Raw genomic sequence first — 18,064 nt, 5'->3', positions numbered from 1 at the left:
CCTAATATGAGTATATTAATAACAAAAAAAGAATGCAAGGATAATATTGCCCCTGCATTCTCAGTCCAGCCTTCCACCGGCAAGAGCGCCCGAGGTTTCGAGGTGCTCCCGCAGGCATTTTGTTTCCTCGCTGATCCAGAACTCTTCGGAGTTCACCATCGCTTCGGCATCTTTCCGGGCCGTTTCCAGCGCCCGGTAGTCATGCACCAGGTCCGCCATCTTAAACTCCGGCAATCCGCTTTGCTTGCGCCCGAAAAAGTCGCCGGGCCCGCGCAATTGAAGGTCTTTTTCCGCCAGCACGAACCCGTCGTTCGTCTCGGTCATGGAAGACATGCGCTCTTTGCCGACTTCCGTCTTCGGATCGGCGAGCAGCACGCAATAGGATTGGTCGCTGCCGCGCCCGACACGTCCGCGCAATTGATGCAGCTGCGACAAGCCGAATCGTTCCGCATCGTAGATCAGCATGAACGTCGCGTTCGGGACATTGACCCCGACTTCGACGACTGTCGTCGAGACGAGCACGGAAATCTTCCCTTCCGTAAATTCCCGCATGGTCGATTCCTTCTCGTCGCTCGAAAGGCGTCCATGCATCAGGCCGACTGTAAACTTCCCGTGGAAAACACTCGACAGCTGCTGGAAAAGCTCCACTGCGTTCTGGTAGTCCATTTTGTCGGACTCCTCGATGAGCGGGCAGATGACATACGCCTGCCTTCCCGCTGCCAGCTCTTTTTCCATGCGTCCGAGTATTTTGCCGAACATTTCTTTCTTCATCCAATACGTCTCGATTTCTTTGCGCCCTGACGGCATTTCATCGATGACCGACACATCCATTTCACCGAACGCAGAAATGGCGAGCGTCCGGGGGATCGGAGTGGCTGTCATGAACAGCACATCTGGATTATAGCCTTTGTCTTTCAGCACCCGGCGCTGGTCGACGCCGAAACGGTGCTGTTCATCGGTAATGACCAGTCCGAGCTTCTTGAACTGCACATCCGGCTGGATGAGGGCGTGCGTACCGATCAGGATATCGATCTCCCCTGCTGCCAGCTGCTCCATGAGAAGCCCGCGTTTCTTCCCTTTCACCGAACCGGTCAGCAAAGCGATCTTCACCGGAAAGGCCGCAAACCACTCAGCAAGCGTATTGGCATGCTGCTCCGCCAAAATTTCGGTCGGCGCCATGAGGGCGCCTTGCTGGCCGGCCGTAACTGCCGCGTACAGCGCAATGGCGGCGACCACCGTTTTCCCGGAACCTACGTCACCTTGGAGCAGCCGGTTCATCCGGAAAGGCTCTTTCATGTCTTTCGAGATTTCATTGACCACCCGTTTCTGGGCGCCGGTCAGGTCATAAGGCAGCGATTGGATGAAATTCCTCAATTCGTTCAGATCATAATCGATGAATGAACCGCCTTCTTCCTCCCGGTTCTTCTTGCGAAGCGCCTGCATCTTCAACTGGAACATCAGCAGCTCTTCGTAGACAAATCGCCGGCGTGCCTGTTTCAGCGCCTCGCCGTCGGACGGGAAATGGACCGACTCCAATGCTTCGGCAAACGATTCGAGATGATAGGCTGAACGGATGCGCTCCGGCAAGCAATCCTCCAGATCCTCTTTCGCCGAGTCGAGCGCCTGGCGCATCAATTTTCGGAATGTCTTCTGGTGGATGCTGCCTTTCAGGCTGTAAACCGGTTCGAAATCAGCGCCCCCGGTCCGCGGGCCGATCGTATGGCTCTGGACCGTGATGACCTGGCGGCCGCGGTCCCACTTGCCGGCAAGGGTCACGATTTCGCCGATATGCAATTTGGCTTTTACATAAGGCTGATTAAAGAAAATTGCTTTGATCAAATGGCGGCCCACCAGCACTTGCACTGTTGTCCGGGATTTGTTCCTCCCTAAAAAAAGGACGGAAGGTTCACTTTCGACCCTTCCCTCCACAGTCACCCGTTCATTATGCGGCGTATCCGCCAGATCCTTCAGCTGGAAATCTTCATGGCGGTACGGAAATGTCATGATCAGATCATGGATCGTCTCAATTTTCATTTCCTGTAAAGTTTCCGCAGCTTGTCTGCCGACCCCTTTTAACGTGGCGACAGAATCTTTACTTCCCACTGCCGACCACTGCTCCGCCGAAAATTTTCGCTTCCAGCCATTTGCCGGTCGGTGTTGCGGCAAGTCCGCCTTTTGCCGTTTCCCGTAATGCGCTTGGCATCGTTTTGCCGATTTCGTACATGGCACTGATCACTTCATCACACGGAATGCGGCTGGTCACGCCTGCAAGCGCCATATCCGCAGCAACCACTGAATTCGCCGCGCCCATTGCATTGCGCTTGACGCATGGCACTTCAACAAGGCCCGCCACCGGGTCGCACACCAATCCAAGCATGTTCTTCAATGTAATCGCAAATGCTTCAGAACATTGCTGCGGCGTGCCGCCGGCCATCTCAACGATAGCGGCTGCTGCCATTCCGGCAGCCGATCCGACTTCCGCCTGGCATCCGCCTGCAGCTCCGGAAATCGAAGCGTTGTTCGCCACTACGAAACCGAATGCGCCGGAGGTGAATAAATAACGGATCATCTGCTCACGCGTCGGGTTGAGCTTGTTCTGGACGGCGAACAGCGTACCCGGGACGACTCCTGCAGAGCCGGCTGTCGGCGTCGCACAGATCGTGCCCATTGCCGCGTTCACTTCGTTTGTTGCAACCGCTTTGCTGACCGCATCAAGAAGCAGGTCGCCGGACAGCGAATTGCCTTTTCTCATATATTCCTGCAACAGGACCGCATCGCCGCCTGTCAGCCCGGAAACCGAATGGACGCCTTTCAGGCCTTTTTCGACCGCTTCTTCCATGACCGTCAAATTGCGGTCCATCTGTTTGATGATTTCTTCGCGCGAACGGTCGGTGATCATCATTTCCTGCTCTATCATAATTTCCGAAATCAGTTTGTTCTCTTTTTCCGCACGTTCAACCAGCTCTTTAACATTTCGAAACAAAGGTTCCACTATGTTGACCTCCTTCTTAATCAGCGATCCGTGTTACTTGTGTGATATTCGGCAATTCTGCCAGTTCATCCATCACTTCTTTATCGACATTCTGATCCACTTCAATCACCATCAGCGCCATATGCCCTTTTTCTTTGCGGGACACTTCCATATGGCCGATATTGATATCGTATTTGTATAAGCAATTTGCGACATTCGCGATGCAGCCCGACCGGTCATTATGGACAACCAGAATTGCCGGATGCTCGCCGGACAGCTTCAGCGGAAAACCGTTCAGTTCAGTAATCTCGATTTTCCCGCCGCCGATCGAGATGCCCATCATGGACATTTCAGACTCGTCGTCGCCGATGACGACGCGTGCCGTGTTCGGGTGCTCGACATTTGCAGTCTCCGGGATAAACTCGAATTCCATGCCGACCAGTTCCGCTTCTTCGAACGATGTCTTGATGCGTTCGTCGAATGTATCATAATCCAACAAGCCGCCGATGATGGCGACGTCGGTGCTATGGCCTTTGTAAGTTTCGGCAAACGATCCGTACAAATGGATCTTCGCCCATTTCGGCTGCCGCCCGAATAAATCCCGCGCCACTCTTCCGATGCGTGCAGCTCCTGCAGTATGCGAGCTCGAAGGGCCGATCATGACCGGCCCGATTATATCAAATACAGATTTGAACTTCATTGCCCAAACCCCTTCCCTTCGGTTACGTATACCTTTAGTGTACATGAAATTGCCATATTTCACAAAAATAATAAAGCCTATGAATGCGCTCTCTTTCAAGCGCCTGTAAAGCTTCCGCCCGTCTGCCTCCCACACGCAGTCCGGATAAAAGCTATTGCGTGAACAGCCGGTTCCGAAACAGCCCTTCCTTCATGGATTCGGAAACAGGCAATACGTGAAGCCTCGTTCCTTCGAGCCTTCCATTAAAAAACTGCAAGGATTCCGGAATGCCCGGAATCCCTGCAGCTGGCACAGCCTGAACGGCTGGCTATAAGCCCTTATTCGACTGAAATGATGTATGGATAAAGCGGTTGTTTGCCGTCATGGATTTCCACTTCGATGTCTTCGTTAAGCGATTCGATGAATGCGCCCAATTTTTCGGCGTCCGCAGAAGTGACATCTTCACCAAAGAGGATCGTTACGATTTCCGAATCCTCATCGATGAGTTTTTTGGCCAGTTCTTCTGTCACACGCTGCATGCTTTTATCTGAGATGACGATCTTGCCTTCTGAGATGCCCATGAAGTCATCTTTCTTGATTTCGATACCGTCTATGGACGTATCACGCACCGCAAACGTCACAGATCCGGACTTCACGCCTTTGGATGCAGAAGCCATCGTCTTGTAGTTGTCTTCAACTGAAGCGTCGGGATTGAATGCCAGAAGCGCCGCCATTCCCTGTGGAACGTCTTTTGTCGGAACTACGGCCGCTTCGATATCAAGCAATTGCGCTGCCTGTTCGGCAGCCATGATGATGTTTTTATTGTTCGGCAGGATCAGGACGCGTTCTGCTCCGATCGATTTGACAGCGTTCACAATATCTTCCGTCGACGGGTTCATTGTCTGCCCGCCTTCGATCACGTAAGACGCGCCGATGCTGCGCAGCAGTTCTGCAACTCCTTCACCCATGGCCACCGTAACGATTGCATAAGGATGTTTCGCTTCCGCTTTCGGCGCTTCCTTGCGGAAATCTTCGCCGACGATGTCGATATGCTGCTGGCGCATGTTTTCGATTTTCATCGAGATCAGGCTGCCATATTCCTGGCCGTATGTAAGCACTTTGCCGGGTTCTTCAGAGTGGATATGGATTTTTGCAATTTCGTCATCAGAAATGACCAAAAGGGAATCGCCGTAAGCACTCAAATCCGTGCGGAATGAAGCTTCGTTGAATTCTTTTTTGCCTTCTTCGAATTTGACCATGAACTCGGTGCAATAGCCGAAAGTGATGTCTGACGTATCCATGAAGCCGGCAATGTTTTTATGGTGCTCGGCGCTGACCAGGTCGTCCATCGTATTATGGGCATGCTTTTCAGGCAACTGCTCCCCTTTAAGGGCTGCCAGGAATCCTTCGTATACGTATACGAGCCCTTGGCCGCCGCTGTCGACAACGCCGACTTCCTTGAGCACCGGCAACAGATCCGGCGTCCGTTCCAGGGATGCTTTCGCTTCTTCGACTACCCCTTCAAACAAAGCGATGACATCGCTTTCCGTTTTTGAAAGTTCCATGCCTTTGGCGGCTGAATCTTTAGCTACCGTCAAAATCGTCCCTTCCACGGGTTTCATGACTGCTTTATAAGCCGTCTCCACACCGTGCTGCAATGCTTCAGCCAGCTTCTGCGCCGACAATACCGGTTCGGCCACAATAAACTTGCCGAATCCGCGGAACAATTGGGAAAGAATAACGCCGGAATTTCCGCGCGCTCCCATAAGAAGGCCTTTTGACAAGGCCTCCGCTGTTTTCCCGATATGTTCCTGCGCGTTCGCTGCTGTTTCTTTTGCACCTGATGTCATTGATAAGTTCATATTCGTTCCGGTATCGCCGTCCGGCACCGGAAAGACATTCAATGCATCTACATAATCTGCGTTCTGGTAAAGATGGTGCGCGCCCATCTGGACCATTTCCGCAAATTGAATTCCATTTAATGACTTCATAGCCGCTTTTTCCTCCTCTTACGGGTTCGTGACACGAACTCCCTGAACAAAAATATTAACCGCTTTGACAGGCATGCCAAGGGTTTTCGTGACAGTATATTTCACTTTCGACTGGACCTGGTAAGCCACTTCAGAAATTTTGGTTCCATAACTGATGATGACATACATATCAATGAGCAAATCGTTATCTTCCTGTCGGACGATCACGCCTTTTGCGAAATTCTCTTTGCGCAAGATATCCGTCAGTCCGTCCCGGATCTGATGTTTTGTAGCCATACCGACAATGCCGTAGCATTCGATTGCTGCACCGCCGGCAATCTGAGCGATCACATCATTGGAAATATCGATTTGGCCGTATTCGTTGTTCAATTCAATCGACATCGGAATTCCTCCTTGAGTCCTATTCACTCTTTTATTCTACATGAAACCATTATACAAGAAAAGCGGGCGTTTAGGGTGTAAAGGTTTTTTTCTTGAAAGAGGGGTGAAAAGGAGTTGCAAACAGGATATGTCTATGGTAAATTATTAAAGTATGTGAAACGAAAAACGAACTGAAATTCTATTATAATTTTCAGCTTCACTTGTGAGGAGGGACTTACATGCCTAAAGTATGTGCAGTTAGTGGACGCAAAGCTCGTTCTGGAAACGCCCGTTCACACGCGTTGAATTCGACAAAACGTACATGGGGAGCAAACCTTCAAAAAGTTCGCATCCTTGTAGACGGTAAACCGAAACGTGTATGGGTTTCAGCAAGAGCATTGAAATCAGGAAAAGTAGAGCGCGTATAATCGCTCAAGGATCATGCCGGGCCGACATCAGTCGGACCGGCATTTTTTCATGGACACACAAAAAGAACGCCAAGGGAAACAACATCGTTTCCCTTGGCGTTCTTTTTGTGTTTTACAACGGCTTCTGGCCTTCCCTAGCCTCAAAGCCCACGAATGTCCATCCCTTCAATCCCGGCTTTCGATGACCATGCACTGGCCCTGCACGAACGAAACGGTCCCTTCCTTTTCGAGCTCGTTGCTGACAAAGCGCGTGGAACCGAACGGGACGGTTTCATCCGCCACCTCGTATTTGAAATGGCGGAGTGTGAACCCCTTCACTTCTTCGCCGAACGGATAGAATGAAACGAAGCGGTAGGCCGCGTCCCGTTCCAGTGTATGGGTGCCCGGAGGCAGGAAACGGATGCGGTTCTGCTTGTTGATGATTGAAAAGTCGATTTCCGGATGCTTCAGCTGGGCGGCGTACACGGCATGAAGCGCGCTCATGTAATGGTCGAGCCGGCCACCTGTTACTCCCGTAATGACCACTTGCCGCGGTGAAAACTCCAACGCTTTGGCGAGCGCCAGTTCCGTATCCGTTTCATCTTTTTCCGCTTCCGCTTTTTCAAAGCCGGGCAGCGATGACACGATCTCCTCCAGCTGGGATGGGGTGACGGAGTCAAAATCCCCTACTGCCGCTTTCGGGGATATGCCTTGCCCAATGAGCACCAATGCGCCCGCATCCACTCCGATAAATGCCGCTTCCGACCATGCATGCAGGTCCGGGAGCTCATCAGCCGGTCCGCTGCCGACAATGACGACTGTCACGAGATCGCCACTTCTCCAGCCTGTTTGATCGCCTGCAATGCGGCTTTCCGGTCTTCTTTTCCGAATATCGCAGAACCGGCAACAAATACGTTCGCGCCGGCTTTGGCACATGGAATGATTGTTTCTTCATTGATCCCGCCGTCGATCTGGATATCGATCGACAATCCTTTTTCACGGATCACTTTGGACAATTGCTCCACTTTCGGAACCACAGATTCGATGAATTTTTGTCCGCCGAAACCAGGGTTGACGGTCATAAAGAGCACCAAGTCAATTTCCTCCAAAATCGGAAGGATCGACTCAATCGGCGAATGCGGGTTCAAGACCACGCCGGGTTTGACGCCAGCAGCGCGGATCATTTGAATTGTCCGGTGCAAATGCGGATTCGCTTCCACATGAACCGTGATGTAATCCGCGCCGGCTTTCGCAAAATCCTCAATATAGCGGTCTGCGTTTTCAATCATCAAATGGACATCCAGCGGAAGTTTCGTCAATGGGCGCAAAGCCTCGACGACGATTGCGCCGAATGAGATGTTCGGCACGAAATGGCCGTCCATGACATCAATGTGGATCCAATCCGCTCCTGCTTTTTCCACTTCCAGAACTTCTTCTCCCAATTTCGAAAAATCTGCTGCGAGTATAGACGGTGCAATTTTAATCATTAGAGTACCTCGGCTTTCTCGTCATAATTTCTTCTAAAAACTTCAGGTAATGCTTGTAGCGGTATTCCGGAATTTCCTTGCTTTCCACAGCCGCTTTGATGGCGCATTTCGGCTCGTTCAGGTGGAGGCATTCGCGGAATTTGCACTGGTTCGACCGTGCGGCAAATTCCGGAAAATATTCGGACAGCTCCTCTTTTTCCACCGTGTCAAAATCAAAAGAACTGAAGCCCGGCGTGTCTGCCAGCAGGCCGTTATTGACTTCGATCAGCTCGACATGGCGCGTCGTGTGCTTCCCGCGGTTCAGTGCTTTGGAGATGGAATCCGTCTTCAGCTCCAGAGCCGGCAGGATCGTATTGAGCATCGTGGACTTGCCGACGCCGGACTGGCCGGCCAGCACGCTGATCTTCCCTTCAAGCACCGGCATCAGCCGCTCCTGCAAAGCAGGGTCGCCGATAAAGGTTGGGATCACTTCATAGCCGATTTTCTCATAGTCGGCGATGTACCCGGCAAGCTTGTCTTTTTCGCCTTCTTCTAATAGATCCATTTTCGTGATGCAAATGATCGGCTGGATATCGTGCGATTCAATCGCTGTCAGGAACCGGTCAAGGAGCATCGGATGAAAATCCGGTTGCTTTGCGGAAAAGACAAGGATCGCCTGGTCGACGTTCGAGATCGGCGGCCGGACCAGTTCATTTTTTCGTTCATATACATGAGTGATGGTGCCTTCTAAATCATTGTCCGCTTCGTAATCGACGTAATCGCCGACGAGCGGCGAGATCTGCCGGTTGCGGAATACGCCCCGGCCTCTGCACTGGATATACCGCTCTCCGTTCTCATCCAGTACGTAATAGAATCCGCTTAGCGCTTTTCTGATTTGTCCTTTCGGCATGCTTGCTTTCACTCCTTTTTTTCGTACTGTTCATCTCGGATCTAGTGCTTATTCGACGTTGTCGTAAGGGATGGTCTCTTCGAGGATCACTTGTGAATCCCGGACGATCCGGTAAGTCGCACTGCCGCCTTCGGCTATCTGCAGTTCCAGTTTCCGCGATTCGTCCCCGGTGATCGTAAATTCCTCTACCGGTTCCACCATTGTATCATCGTTATCCTGCACATAAATCTGGATTGTCTGCGGAGCCGGCTCTTCGCCTTCAGCCGGAGGTTCCGCGGCTTCGTAAGGAATTTCAACCGTATGGATATACGTCTTCAGCGGCAGTGGCGCTTTTCCTGAAGACAAGACCACTTCAATCGTGCTTCCTGCCTCTAGCTCATCGCCTGCCGGAGGATTCTGGGACAGGACTGTTCCTTCCGGAGCGCTGTCCGACGCTTCTTCACCGATAATGCGGATGTTGAAGCCGGAAGTGCGGGCGTATTGGTTCAGATCCGCTTCTGAAAAGCCGGCAAGGTTTTCCACTGCCCGCATATCTTTCCCTTTGCTGACGGTGAGTTCCACATCCGTTTCAGAGGCGATGACCTCTTCCCCTGCTTCCGGCTCCTGCTCCAGGATCGTCCCTTCAGGCTCATCGGAGAATTCCTCAGTCTGGTTCACTGATTTGTAATTGCCTTCATCGAGCAGCGCTAGCGTCTGTTCGATGTCCCGGCCTACGTAATCCTGGAATTCGACCGATTCCTTCCCACTGCTGACGAACAGCTGGATTTCGGTTTCCCGTTCCCGCATCTTGTCCGCTTCGGGAATCGTCCGGATGATCCGCCCTACTTCCACTTCTTCAGACGGCTGCTCTTCCTCTTCGCCGACGACAAACCCGGCCGCCTGCAATTCTTCTGCCGCTTCGTTCCGTTCCATGCCCGAAACATCCGGCACGGCTACAAGGCGCGGGCCGAAAAGATCCGGAAAGGCAATGGCTGCCACCAGCCCGGCGAGGATAAGAAATCCGATGATGCCGACAGCCCATGGCATTTTCCGCTTCTTTTTCTTGGCGGGTCCGGCAGGCTTTGCCACTTTCACATCTGCATCCTCATCAGCAGGAGGGAGCATTTTCGTTTCTTCTACATTCGTAAATACTTTCGGATCTTTGATCACCGGCATCGCTTTTGTCGCGTCGTCATCATGCGGCACCGTGAATTTCGGTTCATTGAGCCGCTCCGGCAGCAATACTGTCGCCAGGTCTTCTTCCAATTCATCTGCCGACTGATAGCGGTGCTGCGGATTTTTGGCCGTCGCTTTCAGGACGACGTTCTCAAGGCTCTGCGGCAATGAAGGCACGATTTCACGCAGCGACGGCGTTTCCGTCTGCAAATGCTTCAGCGCGATTGACACAGCCGATTCGCCGGAAAAAGGCAGCCGGCCCGTCAGCAATTCGAACATGACAATGCCAAGCGAATAGATGTCGGATTTCTTATTGGCAGCGCCGCCCCGCGCTTGTTCCGGCGACAAATAATGGACTGTGCCAAGGACCGAATTGGTCTGCGTATAGGACGTGGCGCTCAGTGCCATAGCGATGCCGAAATCCGTGATTTTGACATTGCCGTCCGCATCCATGAGGATATTCTGTGGCTTGATGTCACGGTGGACAATCTGGTTCTGGTGGGCGTGCGCCAAAGCCGATGCCAACTGTTTCATAATCTTGACCGCCTGTTCCGGCGGCACGGGTGAGTGGTCGATTATGTATTCTTTCAGTGTTTTGCCGGGCACGTATTCCATTACGAGGTAGTGGATCGAACCTTCTTCCCCGACATCGAAAATGTTGACGATGTTCGGATGGGCAAGGCTCGTCGTCGACAGGGCCTCGCGCTGGAACCGCCGGCGCAGTTCTTCTTCGTTCGAGAAATCATAGCGCAGGACTTTGATGGCGATGTCGCGGTCCAAGATCATGTCATGGGCCAAGTAGACATTGGACATCCCGCCCCCGCCGATCAATTCCAGGATCTTATAGCGGCCATTTATGCTTTTGCCGATCAGCATGCCTACACCTCCTCATCCTTCAAAGATAGAAGAACGAATGAGATATTGTCCTCTCCTCCCATGTCGTTCGCCAGCTTGACCAGTTCTGCCCCTTTTTGGGTCAGCGGCGATTCCGAAAGAATGATGGAGGAAAGTTCTTCTTTTGTGATTTTATTGCTCAGGCCGTCCGAACAGATGAGCATGAACGATAGGCTTTCTGTGGAGAAATGGAGGATCTCCCCATCGATGACCGGATCGGTGCCGAGCGCTTTGACGATCCAGTTTTTCTTCGGATGGTCCTCGGCTTCTTCCTGGCTGATTTCGCCGCTGTCCACCAGCACATTGACATAGGAATGGTCCCGCGTCAATTGCTCGATCGAGCCGTTGATGACATAGGCGCGGCTATCGCCGATGTGGCACATGACGCAGTCGCCGGCTTCAATCAAAGCTGCAATCAGCGTCGTGCCCATGCCTTTGCAGCCGGGATTCTGCTCTGAATAATCATAAACCAGCCGGTTGACGTTCTGTACATTCAATGAAAGCCAGGTTTTTTTCTGGTCGACCGTCAAGAATGATTCCGGATTTTCCTCAAGAAAAAGCTTCCCCAAGGTGTCCACTGTCATCTGGCTCGCCACGTCGCCTGCGTTGTGGCCGCCCATTCCATCAGCGACCAATGCCAGCAGCAGGCCTTCCGGACGTTTCAGGACCGCTACACGGTCCTCATTGATTTTTCTTTTTTTTCCAGTATCACTTTCCAAGACATATTGCACCAACTTCAGGCACCCCATTCCTTAACTGATCTTGCCATTCTCTTATCACGCCATGCGCTTTTTGCGGAAAGCGGAAATGAAAAATCCGTCGCCCCCAAAGTCCTGCGGGAATACCTGGACAAAGCCGGTGTTTTTCAAGCCCAGCTCTTCCGGCAGGGAAACTTCGATTTTCTCCATTTCTGGGTGGTCCTTCAGGAAGCGCTCGGCAGTGCCGCGGTTTTCCGTAGAATCCACAGTACACGTGCTGTAGACCATGATGCCATCAGCCTTCAGCAATCGGGCCGCCTGGTCCAGCAGTTCCAGCTGGATTTCCTGCAGCCGCGCGAAATCCTCTTCTTTTTTCGTATATTTGATATCAGGCTTCCGTTTGATGACGCCGAGCCCGCTGCAAGGGGCATCAACCAGGATACGGTCGAATTTTTCCTCGCCGAACCGCTCCACACTTTTTTTGCCGTCTCCGGCTTCCGTTTGGATGATCGTGTGGCCGAGCCGCTTCGCCGTTTCATCAATCAGCTTGATTTTATGCTTATGGAGGTCCATCGCGAACAGATTCCCTCGGTTCTCCATTTTTTCGGCAATATGCGTTGTTTTTCCGCCAGGCGCCGCACACATATCCAGGACGTCCATATCCGGCTCCACTTGCAATGCATAAGCAGGCAGCATCGAACTTTCATCCTGTATCGTGATAAATCCTTTTTCAAACGTCGCCGTCCTTACCGGCTGCCCTTCTGTGACGATGAGGCATTCCGGCACCAGCTTGCTCTGTACCGCATGGAGGCCTTCCGATTCGAGCATTTCGATCACTTCTTCAGGTGTTGCCTGCACCGTATTGACGCGTACTGTCTGGGAAGGCGCTTTATTGTTTTCAAGTGCCATTTCACGCGTTTTCTCCAGCCCGAATTGCTCGGCCCAGCGTTTGATCATCCAGACCGGATGGCTCGTCTCGATCGCCACTTTTTCATACGGATCGCTGATGGTATTGTAGGAGCGGACGCCGTTCCGCTGGATGGATCGCAAGACGCCGTTCACCACGGAGGCGACACCGCCGTGACCGCGGCGTTTGGCGATTTCCACCGCTTCATGGACCACTGCATGTGCCGGGATCCGGTCAAGGTAAACAATTTGGTAAAGCGAAAGCCGCAGCAAGGTTTTCACCCATGGCTCGATTTTGCCTTTTAAATAAGGTTCGAGGTAAAAATCGAGGGTCATCTGATGCTGGAGTGTCCCGTAGGTGATTTCCGTCAGCAATCCTTTGTTCTTATCTGCGATGCCGTAGCTCTGGATTGTCTGATTCAGCAAAAGATTGCTGTATGCCTGGTTGTTTTCCACAGCCCATAGGATCGAAAAAGCCGCATCGCGTACATTGCCTTGCAATTTTTTGTTTTTCATTCGAATACGTCTCCTGCCTGGATTTTAGGTCCTTTTAGATAATCGGCGGCACTCATGCGTTTTTTGCCGGCCGGCTGCAGATCCGTAATGGCCAAAACCCCTTCGCCCGTCTGTACGAGAATGGCGTCATCCGTCAATTCGAGCACTTCACCCGGACGCCCGGATTTAAGCGAGGCAGCGGGTTCAGTCCACCAAATTTTCATATTCTGATCATTGAATGTGGTGAACGCTACCGGCCATGGATGGAGCCCCCGGACTTGGTTATAGATCGCTTCTGCAGATTTCGACCAGTCGATTCTTTCCTGTTCGCGCGAAATATTGCGGGCATAGGTGACTCGTTCTTCATCCTGCGGCGTACGCGGATTTGTTCCTTCTATAATAGAAGGCAATGTTTCCTTAAGCAGCTCCATGCCGACAACACTCAATTTCTCGAACATGGAGCCGGTGTGGTCTTCTCTTTCGATCGGAATCGCTTTTTGTGAAATGATATCGCCTGCATCCAGACGGTCCACCATGTACATGATCGTCACACCGGTTTCTTCCTTGCCGTCGATGATCGCCTGATGGATCGGGGCCCCTCCCCGGTATTCCGGCAGCAGCGAAGCATGGACGTTGATCGCACCCAGCTTCGGTGCTTGCAGCACTTCGCTCGGCAAAATCTGGCCGAACGCCGCTGTGATGATCAAGTCCGGTGAAAGGTCCAGCACGTGCTGGAGCTCTTCCGGATTTTTCAGTTTTTCCGGCTGGTAGACCGGCAAGCCGAGGCGCAGCGCCTCTTCTTTGACAGGCGTCGCCGTCAGCACTTTTTTGCGGCCGACGGGGCGGTCCGGCTGTGTCACCACGGATACGATGTCATAGCCTTCTTCCGCCAGCATGCGCAGGATCGGCGCCGAAAAGGCGGGCGTCCCCATAAAAACGATTCTCGTCAAACCTGTTCCTCCTCTGTTTCAGCCGCCTCAGCTTCAGCGATCATGGCGTCCAGCTCTTCCTGCGTCACGTATTTGGAGATTTTGCTGGTGAACAGGATGCCGTCCAAGTGATCCATTTCGTGCAGGATCGCCCGCGCCTCGTAGCCTTCCGCTTCAAGCTCATACCATGAGCCATCGCGTTCCTGGGCCTTGATCTTGATATGGTCCGGACGTTCGACTTCGCCGAAAATTCCGGGGAAGCTCAGGCAGCCTTCGATATCGGTATCGAGCCCTTCGAAAAGCGCCAATTCCGGATTGATCATTTCAATCGGCTCCTGCCCTTCGTTGAAATCGACGATAGCCACGCGCAGCCCTACATTGACCTGCGGCGCAGCAATGCCGACGCCATCATTTTCCAGCATCGTCTCATGCATATCATCAAGCAATTTGCTTAGTTTTTTATCGAACTTTGTTACGGTTTCACATTTCTGCTCCAAAATCGGATTCGGATGTTTTACGATTTCTAGGATGGTCATTTGGGGTTCCTCTTTTCTTTTTACATCACCGATGTCGGGTTCATATCAATTGATAGCGTGGCGCCTTTTTTAATCCATTCGGAACGGTGGATCTTGATCAATTGCTGCATGACATCGGCCAATTTCGGCTCTTTTTTGTATTTTATCAAACATTGATAGCGATATCTATTGTTCACACGGGCGATCAGCGACGCGGATGGCCCAATGATGATCGTGCTTCCGGAGAGCTGCCCCTGCAGGAAACGGACGGTTTGTTCCGCATACCCGGCAACCGTCATCAAATCCTCATGGGTGAACTGGATATTGACGACATAATAATACGGAGGATAGCCGCTCGCTCGGCGCATTGCCATCTCCTGGTCATAAAACGGTTCATATAGTTGGTCTTTCGCTAGCGTGATTGCATAGTGTTCAGGCGTATAAGACTGGACATACACCTCGCCGGGCAGTTTGTCCCGCCCTGCGCGCCCGCTGACCTGCGTCAGCAATTGGTAGGTCTTTTCCGCCGCCCGGAAGTCGGGCAGGTGGAGCGTCGTGTCCGCAGACAAGACGCCGACCAATGTGATATTCGGAAAATCGAGCCCTTTGGCGATCATTTGGGTGCCCAGCAGAATATCCGCTTTGCCCTCGCCGAATGCCGACAGGATTTTCTCGTGTGCACCTTTATTGCGCGTCGTATCGACGTCCATTCGCAGCACGCGGGCGCCGGGAACCAGTTTTGCCAGTTCTTCTTCCACTTTCTGCGTCCCAGTCCCGAAAAACCGGATGTGTTCGCTTTGGCATTCGGGGCATGTATGCGGCACAGGTTCGTCATAGCCGCAATAATGGCATTTCATCAATTCGCTCGACCGGTGATAGGTTAGCGATATGTCGCAGTTCGGGCATTGCATAACCGTCCCACAGTCGCGGCACAGGACAAATGACGAGTAGCCGCGCTTGTTGAGGAACAAAACCACTTGCTCTTTGCGGTCAAGACGCTCCCGTATCGCTTCTGCGAGCGGAATCGAGAACATCGACCGGTTGCCGTTTCGCAATTCCTCTCGCATATCGACGATATGGACCGTCGGCAGCGGCTGGTTTTTCGCGCGTTTTTCCAGCACCAGCAGTTCATAGACGCCTTTTTGCGCACGGGCATACGACTCAAGGGACGGCGTCGCACTGCCCAGGATCACCGGGCAATTGTGCTGCCCGGCGCGCCAGATGGCGACATCGCGCGCATGGTAGCGCGGCGAATCGTCCTGCTTATAGCTGGATTCATGCTCTTCATCGAGAATGATCAATCCAAGGTTCTCAAACGGCGCAAAAATCGCCGATCTCGCGCCGACGACCACTTTCACTTCCGCCCGCTGGATCTTCCGCCACTCATCGTATTTCTCGCCGGCAGACAAGCCGCTGTGCAGCACGGCCACCAGATCGCCGAACCGTTCCTTGAAGCGCAGCGTCATCTGCGGGGTCAGCGAGATTTCCGGCACGAGCATGATCGCTTCCTTGCCTTCTTTCAGCACCTCATCGATGGCCTGCAGATAAATTTCGGTTTTCCCGCTGCCTGTGATGCCATGGAGGAGGAAAGTCTTCGGCGTTTGGAGCGCCCCACGGATTGCATCAAAAGCCGTCTGTTGGGCTTCGGTCAATTGCAGGAACCCTTTCCGCTCGATTTCCGCAAGCAGTTTGGGATCGCGGTAGGATTCTTCATTGCGGATAACCGCAGCTCCTTTGTCCGCCAGACTGTAGATGGTCGGCAGCGTCGTTTCGGCTGCGCGCTGCAAGTCGGAAGACTCGATTGCCTGTCCGATATGCTCCTTGAAAAATTCCAGCAGTTTTATCTGCTGTTTGGCATTCGGGCGGATGTCGATCGCTTCAAGCTGTTCCAGCGAATCGGCAATATGGATCATCCTCACCTTCTTGACGGCGGTCTGCTGGGAAATGTCAGTATCCGCAACGACCGTGCCGCGCTCTAACTCTTTTTTCAGCAAAGCATAAACTTCCACGGCGTCTTGTGCGCGCACAAACGGACGGTTGCCGAAATAAATCCTTAGCGGCTCCGGAATCTCTTCCAAAGGCGCATTCAGGACAAAACGTTTTTCATATTTCGCCCGCAGCGCCGAAGGAATCATCACTTGCAGGGCGTCAATTTCAAAACAGACGGTCTGCTTTTTCATCCACTTGGCCATCGCCAGCAATTCATCGTTCAACACCGGCACGACATCCATCAATTCATGGATCGGCTTCAAACGGGATGGATCGAATTCGGATGTTTCTTTGATGTCCGTCACAAAACCGAGCACTTTGCGGTTGCCGAAAGGCACTTTGACCCGCATGCCCGGCTCTACCAGCACTTCCAACTCTTTCGGTACAGCATAATCGAATGGGCGGTCAATGGGATGGGCGGCAACGTCGACAATCACTTCAGCGATCATGGCGCATTTCCCTTTCCATTATCGCTGCCAGCAAACGGCGCGCCAGCTCATCTTTCGGCATCATGCCGAACGCCTGTTCAAAACCGCCTGCCCCGAAAAGCGTCACACGGTTCGTATCCGAATCAAAGCCGGCTTGGGCTTCGCTCACATCGTTCGCAATGATATAATCGGCATTTTTCCGTTCGAGTTTGTCTTTGGCGTAGTGGGCGACGTCATTCGTCTCTGCAGCGAAGCCGATCAGCAATTGCTGCTGTTTTTCCCGGCCGAGCGTCTGCAGGATATCGACGGTGCGTTCAAGTTCGATAACGGCGCCGCCTTCTTTTTTCTTCATCTTCTGCGTCTCGGCATGCACCGGCCGGTAATCGGCAACCGCAGCAGACTTGATCACGACATCCGCATCCGCATATTCCGCTTTTACGGCCTGGAGCATCTCTTCCGCGCTTTCGACCCCGATCCGTTTTACGCCTCTAGGGACGGGCAATGAAACCGGCCCGCTGATCAGAATCGTTTCCGCTCCCATTTGGGCTGCCGCCTGTGCCATGGCATACCCCATCTTCCCACTGGAAAAGTTCGTCAAAAACCGCACAGGATCAATGCGTTCCCGCGTCGGTCCTGCCGTTACAACGACTTTTTTTCCAGCCAAGAGTTGCGGGCGGGAAAAATAATCGGTAACAAGCGCCGTGATCTTTTCCGGTTCTTCCAGCCGGCCTTTACCGACATAGCCGCATGCCAAAAAGCCTTCGGATGGCTCAATAAACTGGATGCCGTCCTCATGGAGCTGCTGGATATTGCGCTTGACTGCCGGATGGTCGTACATATGGACATTCATCGCAGGCGCCACCCAGATCGGCGCTGTCGCTGCCAGCAACGTTGTGGTCACCATATCATCGCCGATGCCATTGGCCAGTTTGCCGATGACATTCGCGGTCGCAGGCGCCACAATGATAAGATCGGCCCAATCGGCCAAATCGATATGGGCAATGACTGATGAGTCTTTTTCGTCGAACGTATCAAAATAGACGTCGTTTCTCGACATCACTTGGAAAGACAATGGCTGGACAAACTGGCGTGCAGACTCGGTCATGATGACTTTGACCACAGCTCCGGCTTGGGACAGTTTACTGACCAGTGCTACCGCTTTATAAACGGCGATGCCGCCGCTAACACACAATAGGATTTTCCGATTCGCCAACAACGTAAACACCCTTTCTAAACAACAAACTCCCAAAGAACATATTTGCTCTGGGAGT

16 protein-coding genes are annotated in these 18,064 nt (G+C 52.6%); 1 reads left to right on the top strand and 15 read right to left on the bottom strand.

Annotated elements, in window-relative coordinates; translation table 11 throughout:
• Positions 1 to 60 precede the first annotated feature (60 nt).
• The 5 genes from recG to ACFSDB_RS05810 all read right to left on the bottom strand — a co-directional run bounded on the left by recG (position 61) and on the right by ACFSDB_RS05810 (position 6,022).
• On the bottom strand, positions 61 to 2,103 hold the full coding sequence (gene recG, locus ACFSDB_RS05830; RefSeq protein WP_377339379.1) for an ATP-dependent DNA helicase RecG: 2,043 nt from the start codon (positions 2,101 to 2,103) through the stop codon (positions 61 to 63).
• A complete protein-coding gene (sdaAA, locus tag ACFSDB_RS05825; RefSeq protein WP_204892526.1) occupies positions 2,093 to 2,992 on the bottom strand; it encodes an L-serine ammonia-lyase, iron-sulfur-dependent, subunit alpha in 900 nt (299 codons plus the stop codon). Before sdaAA ends, recG begins: the two co-directional genes overlap by 11 nt.
• 16 nt (positions 2,993 to 3,008) lie before the next feature.
• Positions 3,009 to 3,671: an L-serine ammonia-lyase, iron-sulfur-dependent subunit beta gene (gene sdaAB, locus ACFSDB_RS05820; RefSeq protein WP_204892527.1), complete on the bottom strand. Its 663-nt coding sequence runs from the start codon at positions 3,669 to 3,671 to the stop codon at positions 3,009 to 3,011.
• A 317-nt stretch (positions 3,672 to 3,988) separates the two neighbouring features.
• Complete coding sequence (locus ACFSDB_RS05815; protein WP_204892528.1) at positions 3,989 to 5,641, bottom strand: DAK2 domain-containing protein; 1,653 nt, start codon at positions 5,639 to 5,641, stop codon at positions 3,989 to 3,991.
• An 18-nt stretch (positions 5,642 to 5,659) separates the two neighbouring features.
• Entirely contained in the window at positions 5,660 to 6,022 is a 363-nt protein-coding gene (locus ACFSDB_RS05810) for an Asp23/Gls24 family envelope stress response protein (protein ID WP_204892529.1), read from the bottom strand.
• Positions 6,023 to 6,240: 218 nt separating this feature from the next.
• Between ACFSDB_RS05810 and rpmB the strand changes: the two genes are divergently transcribed.
• A complete protein-coding gene (rpmB, locus tag ACFSDB_RS05805) occupies positions 6,241 to 6,429 on the top strand; it encodes a 50S ribosomal protein L28 (protein ID WP_052651193.1) in 189 nt (62 codons plus the stop codon).
• Between the two features lie 165 nt (positions 6,430 to 6,594).
• Here the strand turns inward: rpmB and ACFSDB_RS05800 are convergent, their stop codons facing one another.
• The 10 genes from ACFSDB_RS05800 to coaBC are packed head-to-tail and all read right to left on the bottom strand — an operon-like array spanning position 6,595 to position 18,009.
• A complete protein-coding gene (locus ACFSDB_RS05800) occupies positions 6,595 to 7,233 on the bottom strand; it encodes a thiamine diphosphokinase (protein WP_204892530.1) in 639 nt (212 codons plus the stop codon).
• The gene (gene rpe / locus ACFSDB_RS05795; RefSeq protein WP_204892531.1) at positions 7,230 to 7,895 is read right to left on the bottom strand and encodes a ribulose-phosphate 3-epimerase; all 666 of its coding nucleotides are present in this window, start codon (positions 7,893 to 7,895) and stop codon (positions 7,230 to 7,232) included. Before rpe ends, ACFSDB_RS05800 begins: the two co-directional genes overlap by 4 nt.
• A complete protein-coding gene (gene rsgA / locus ACFSDB_RS05790; protein WP_204892532.1) occupies positions 7,888 to 8,784 on the bottom strand; it encodes a ribosome small subunit-dependent GTPase A in 897 nt (298 codons plus the stop codon). The genes rpe and rsgA overlap by 8 nt, the downstream gene beginning before the upstream one ends.
• Before the next feature lie 48 nt (positions 8,785 to 8,832).
• Positions 8,833 to 10,815: a Stk1 family PASTA domain-containing Ser/Thr kinase gene (pknB, locus tag ACFSDB_RS05785; RefSeq protein WP_204892533.1), complete on the bottom strand. Its 1,983-nt coding sequence runs from the start codon at positions 10,813 to 10,815 to the stop codon at positions 8,833 to 8,835.
• 2 nt (positions 10,816 to 10,817) lie between these two features.
• Entirely contained in the window at positions 10,818 to 11,564 is a 747-nt protein-coding gene (locus ACFSDB_RS05780; RefSeq protein WP_377339617.1) for a Stp1/IreP family PP2C-type Ser/Thr phosphatase, read from the bottom strand.
• A 45-nt stretch (positions 11,565 to 11,609) separates the two neighbouring features.
• Positions 11,610 to 12,953 carry a 16S rRNA (cytosine(967)-C(5))-methyltransferase RsmB gene (gene rsmB / locus ACFSDB_RS05775; RefSeq protein WP_204892535.1) on the bottom strand — a complete coding sequence of 448 codons (1,344 nt, stop codon included), beginning with the start codon at positions 12,951 to 12,953 and terminating at the stop codon, positions 11,610 to 11,612.
• Positions 12,950 to 13,882 carry a methionyl-tRNA formyltransferase gene (gene fmt / locus ACFSDB_RS05770; RefSeq protein WP_204892536.1) on the bottom strand — a complete coding sequence of 311 codons (933 nt, stop codon included), beginning with the start codon at positions 13,880 to 13,882 and terminating at the stop codon, positions 12,950 to 12,952. The genes rsmB and fmt overlap by 4 nt, the downstream gene beginning before the upstream one ends.
• Entirely contained in the window at positions 13,879 to 14,397 is a 519-nt protein-coding gene (gene def, locus ACFSDB_RS05765) for a peptide deformylase (protein ID WP_204892537.1), read from the bottom strand. The genes fmt and def overlap by 4 nt, the downstream gene beginning before the upstream one ends.
• A 20-nt stretch (positions 14,398 to 14,417) precedes the next feature.
• A complete protein-coding gene (gene priA, locus ACFSDB_RS05760; RefSeq protein WP_204892538.1) occupies positions 14,418 to 16,814 on the bottom strand; it encodes a primosomal protein N' in 2,397 nt (798 codons plus the stop codon).
• Positions 16,804 to 18,009, bottom strand: a complete 1,206-nt coding sequence (coaBC, locus tag ACFSDB_RS05755; RefSeq protein ID WP_204892539.1) for a bifunctional phosphopantothenoylcysteine decarboxylase/phosphopantothenate--cysteine ligase CoaBC — start codon at positions 18,007 to 18,009, stop codon at positions 16,804 to 16,806. The genes priA and coaBC overlap by 11 nt, the downstream gene beginning before the upstream one ends.
• Positions 18,010 to 18,064 lie beyond the last annotated feature (55 nt).

Origin of the sequence: Planococcus chinensis, from assembly GCF_042681545.1 — a bacterium.
Classification (GTDB): Bacteria; Bacillota; Bacilli; order Bacillales_A; family Planococcaceae; genus Planococcus; species Planococcus chinensis.
This window is presented reverse-complemented; position numbering and strand designations above follow the sequence as displayed.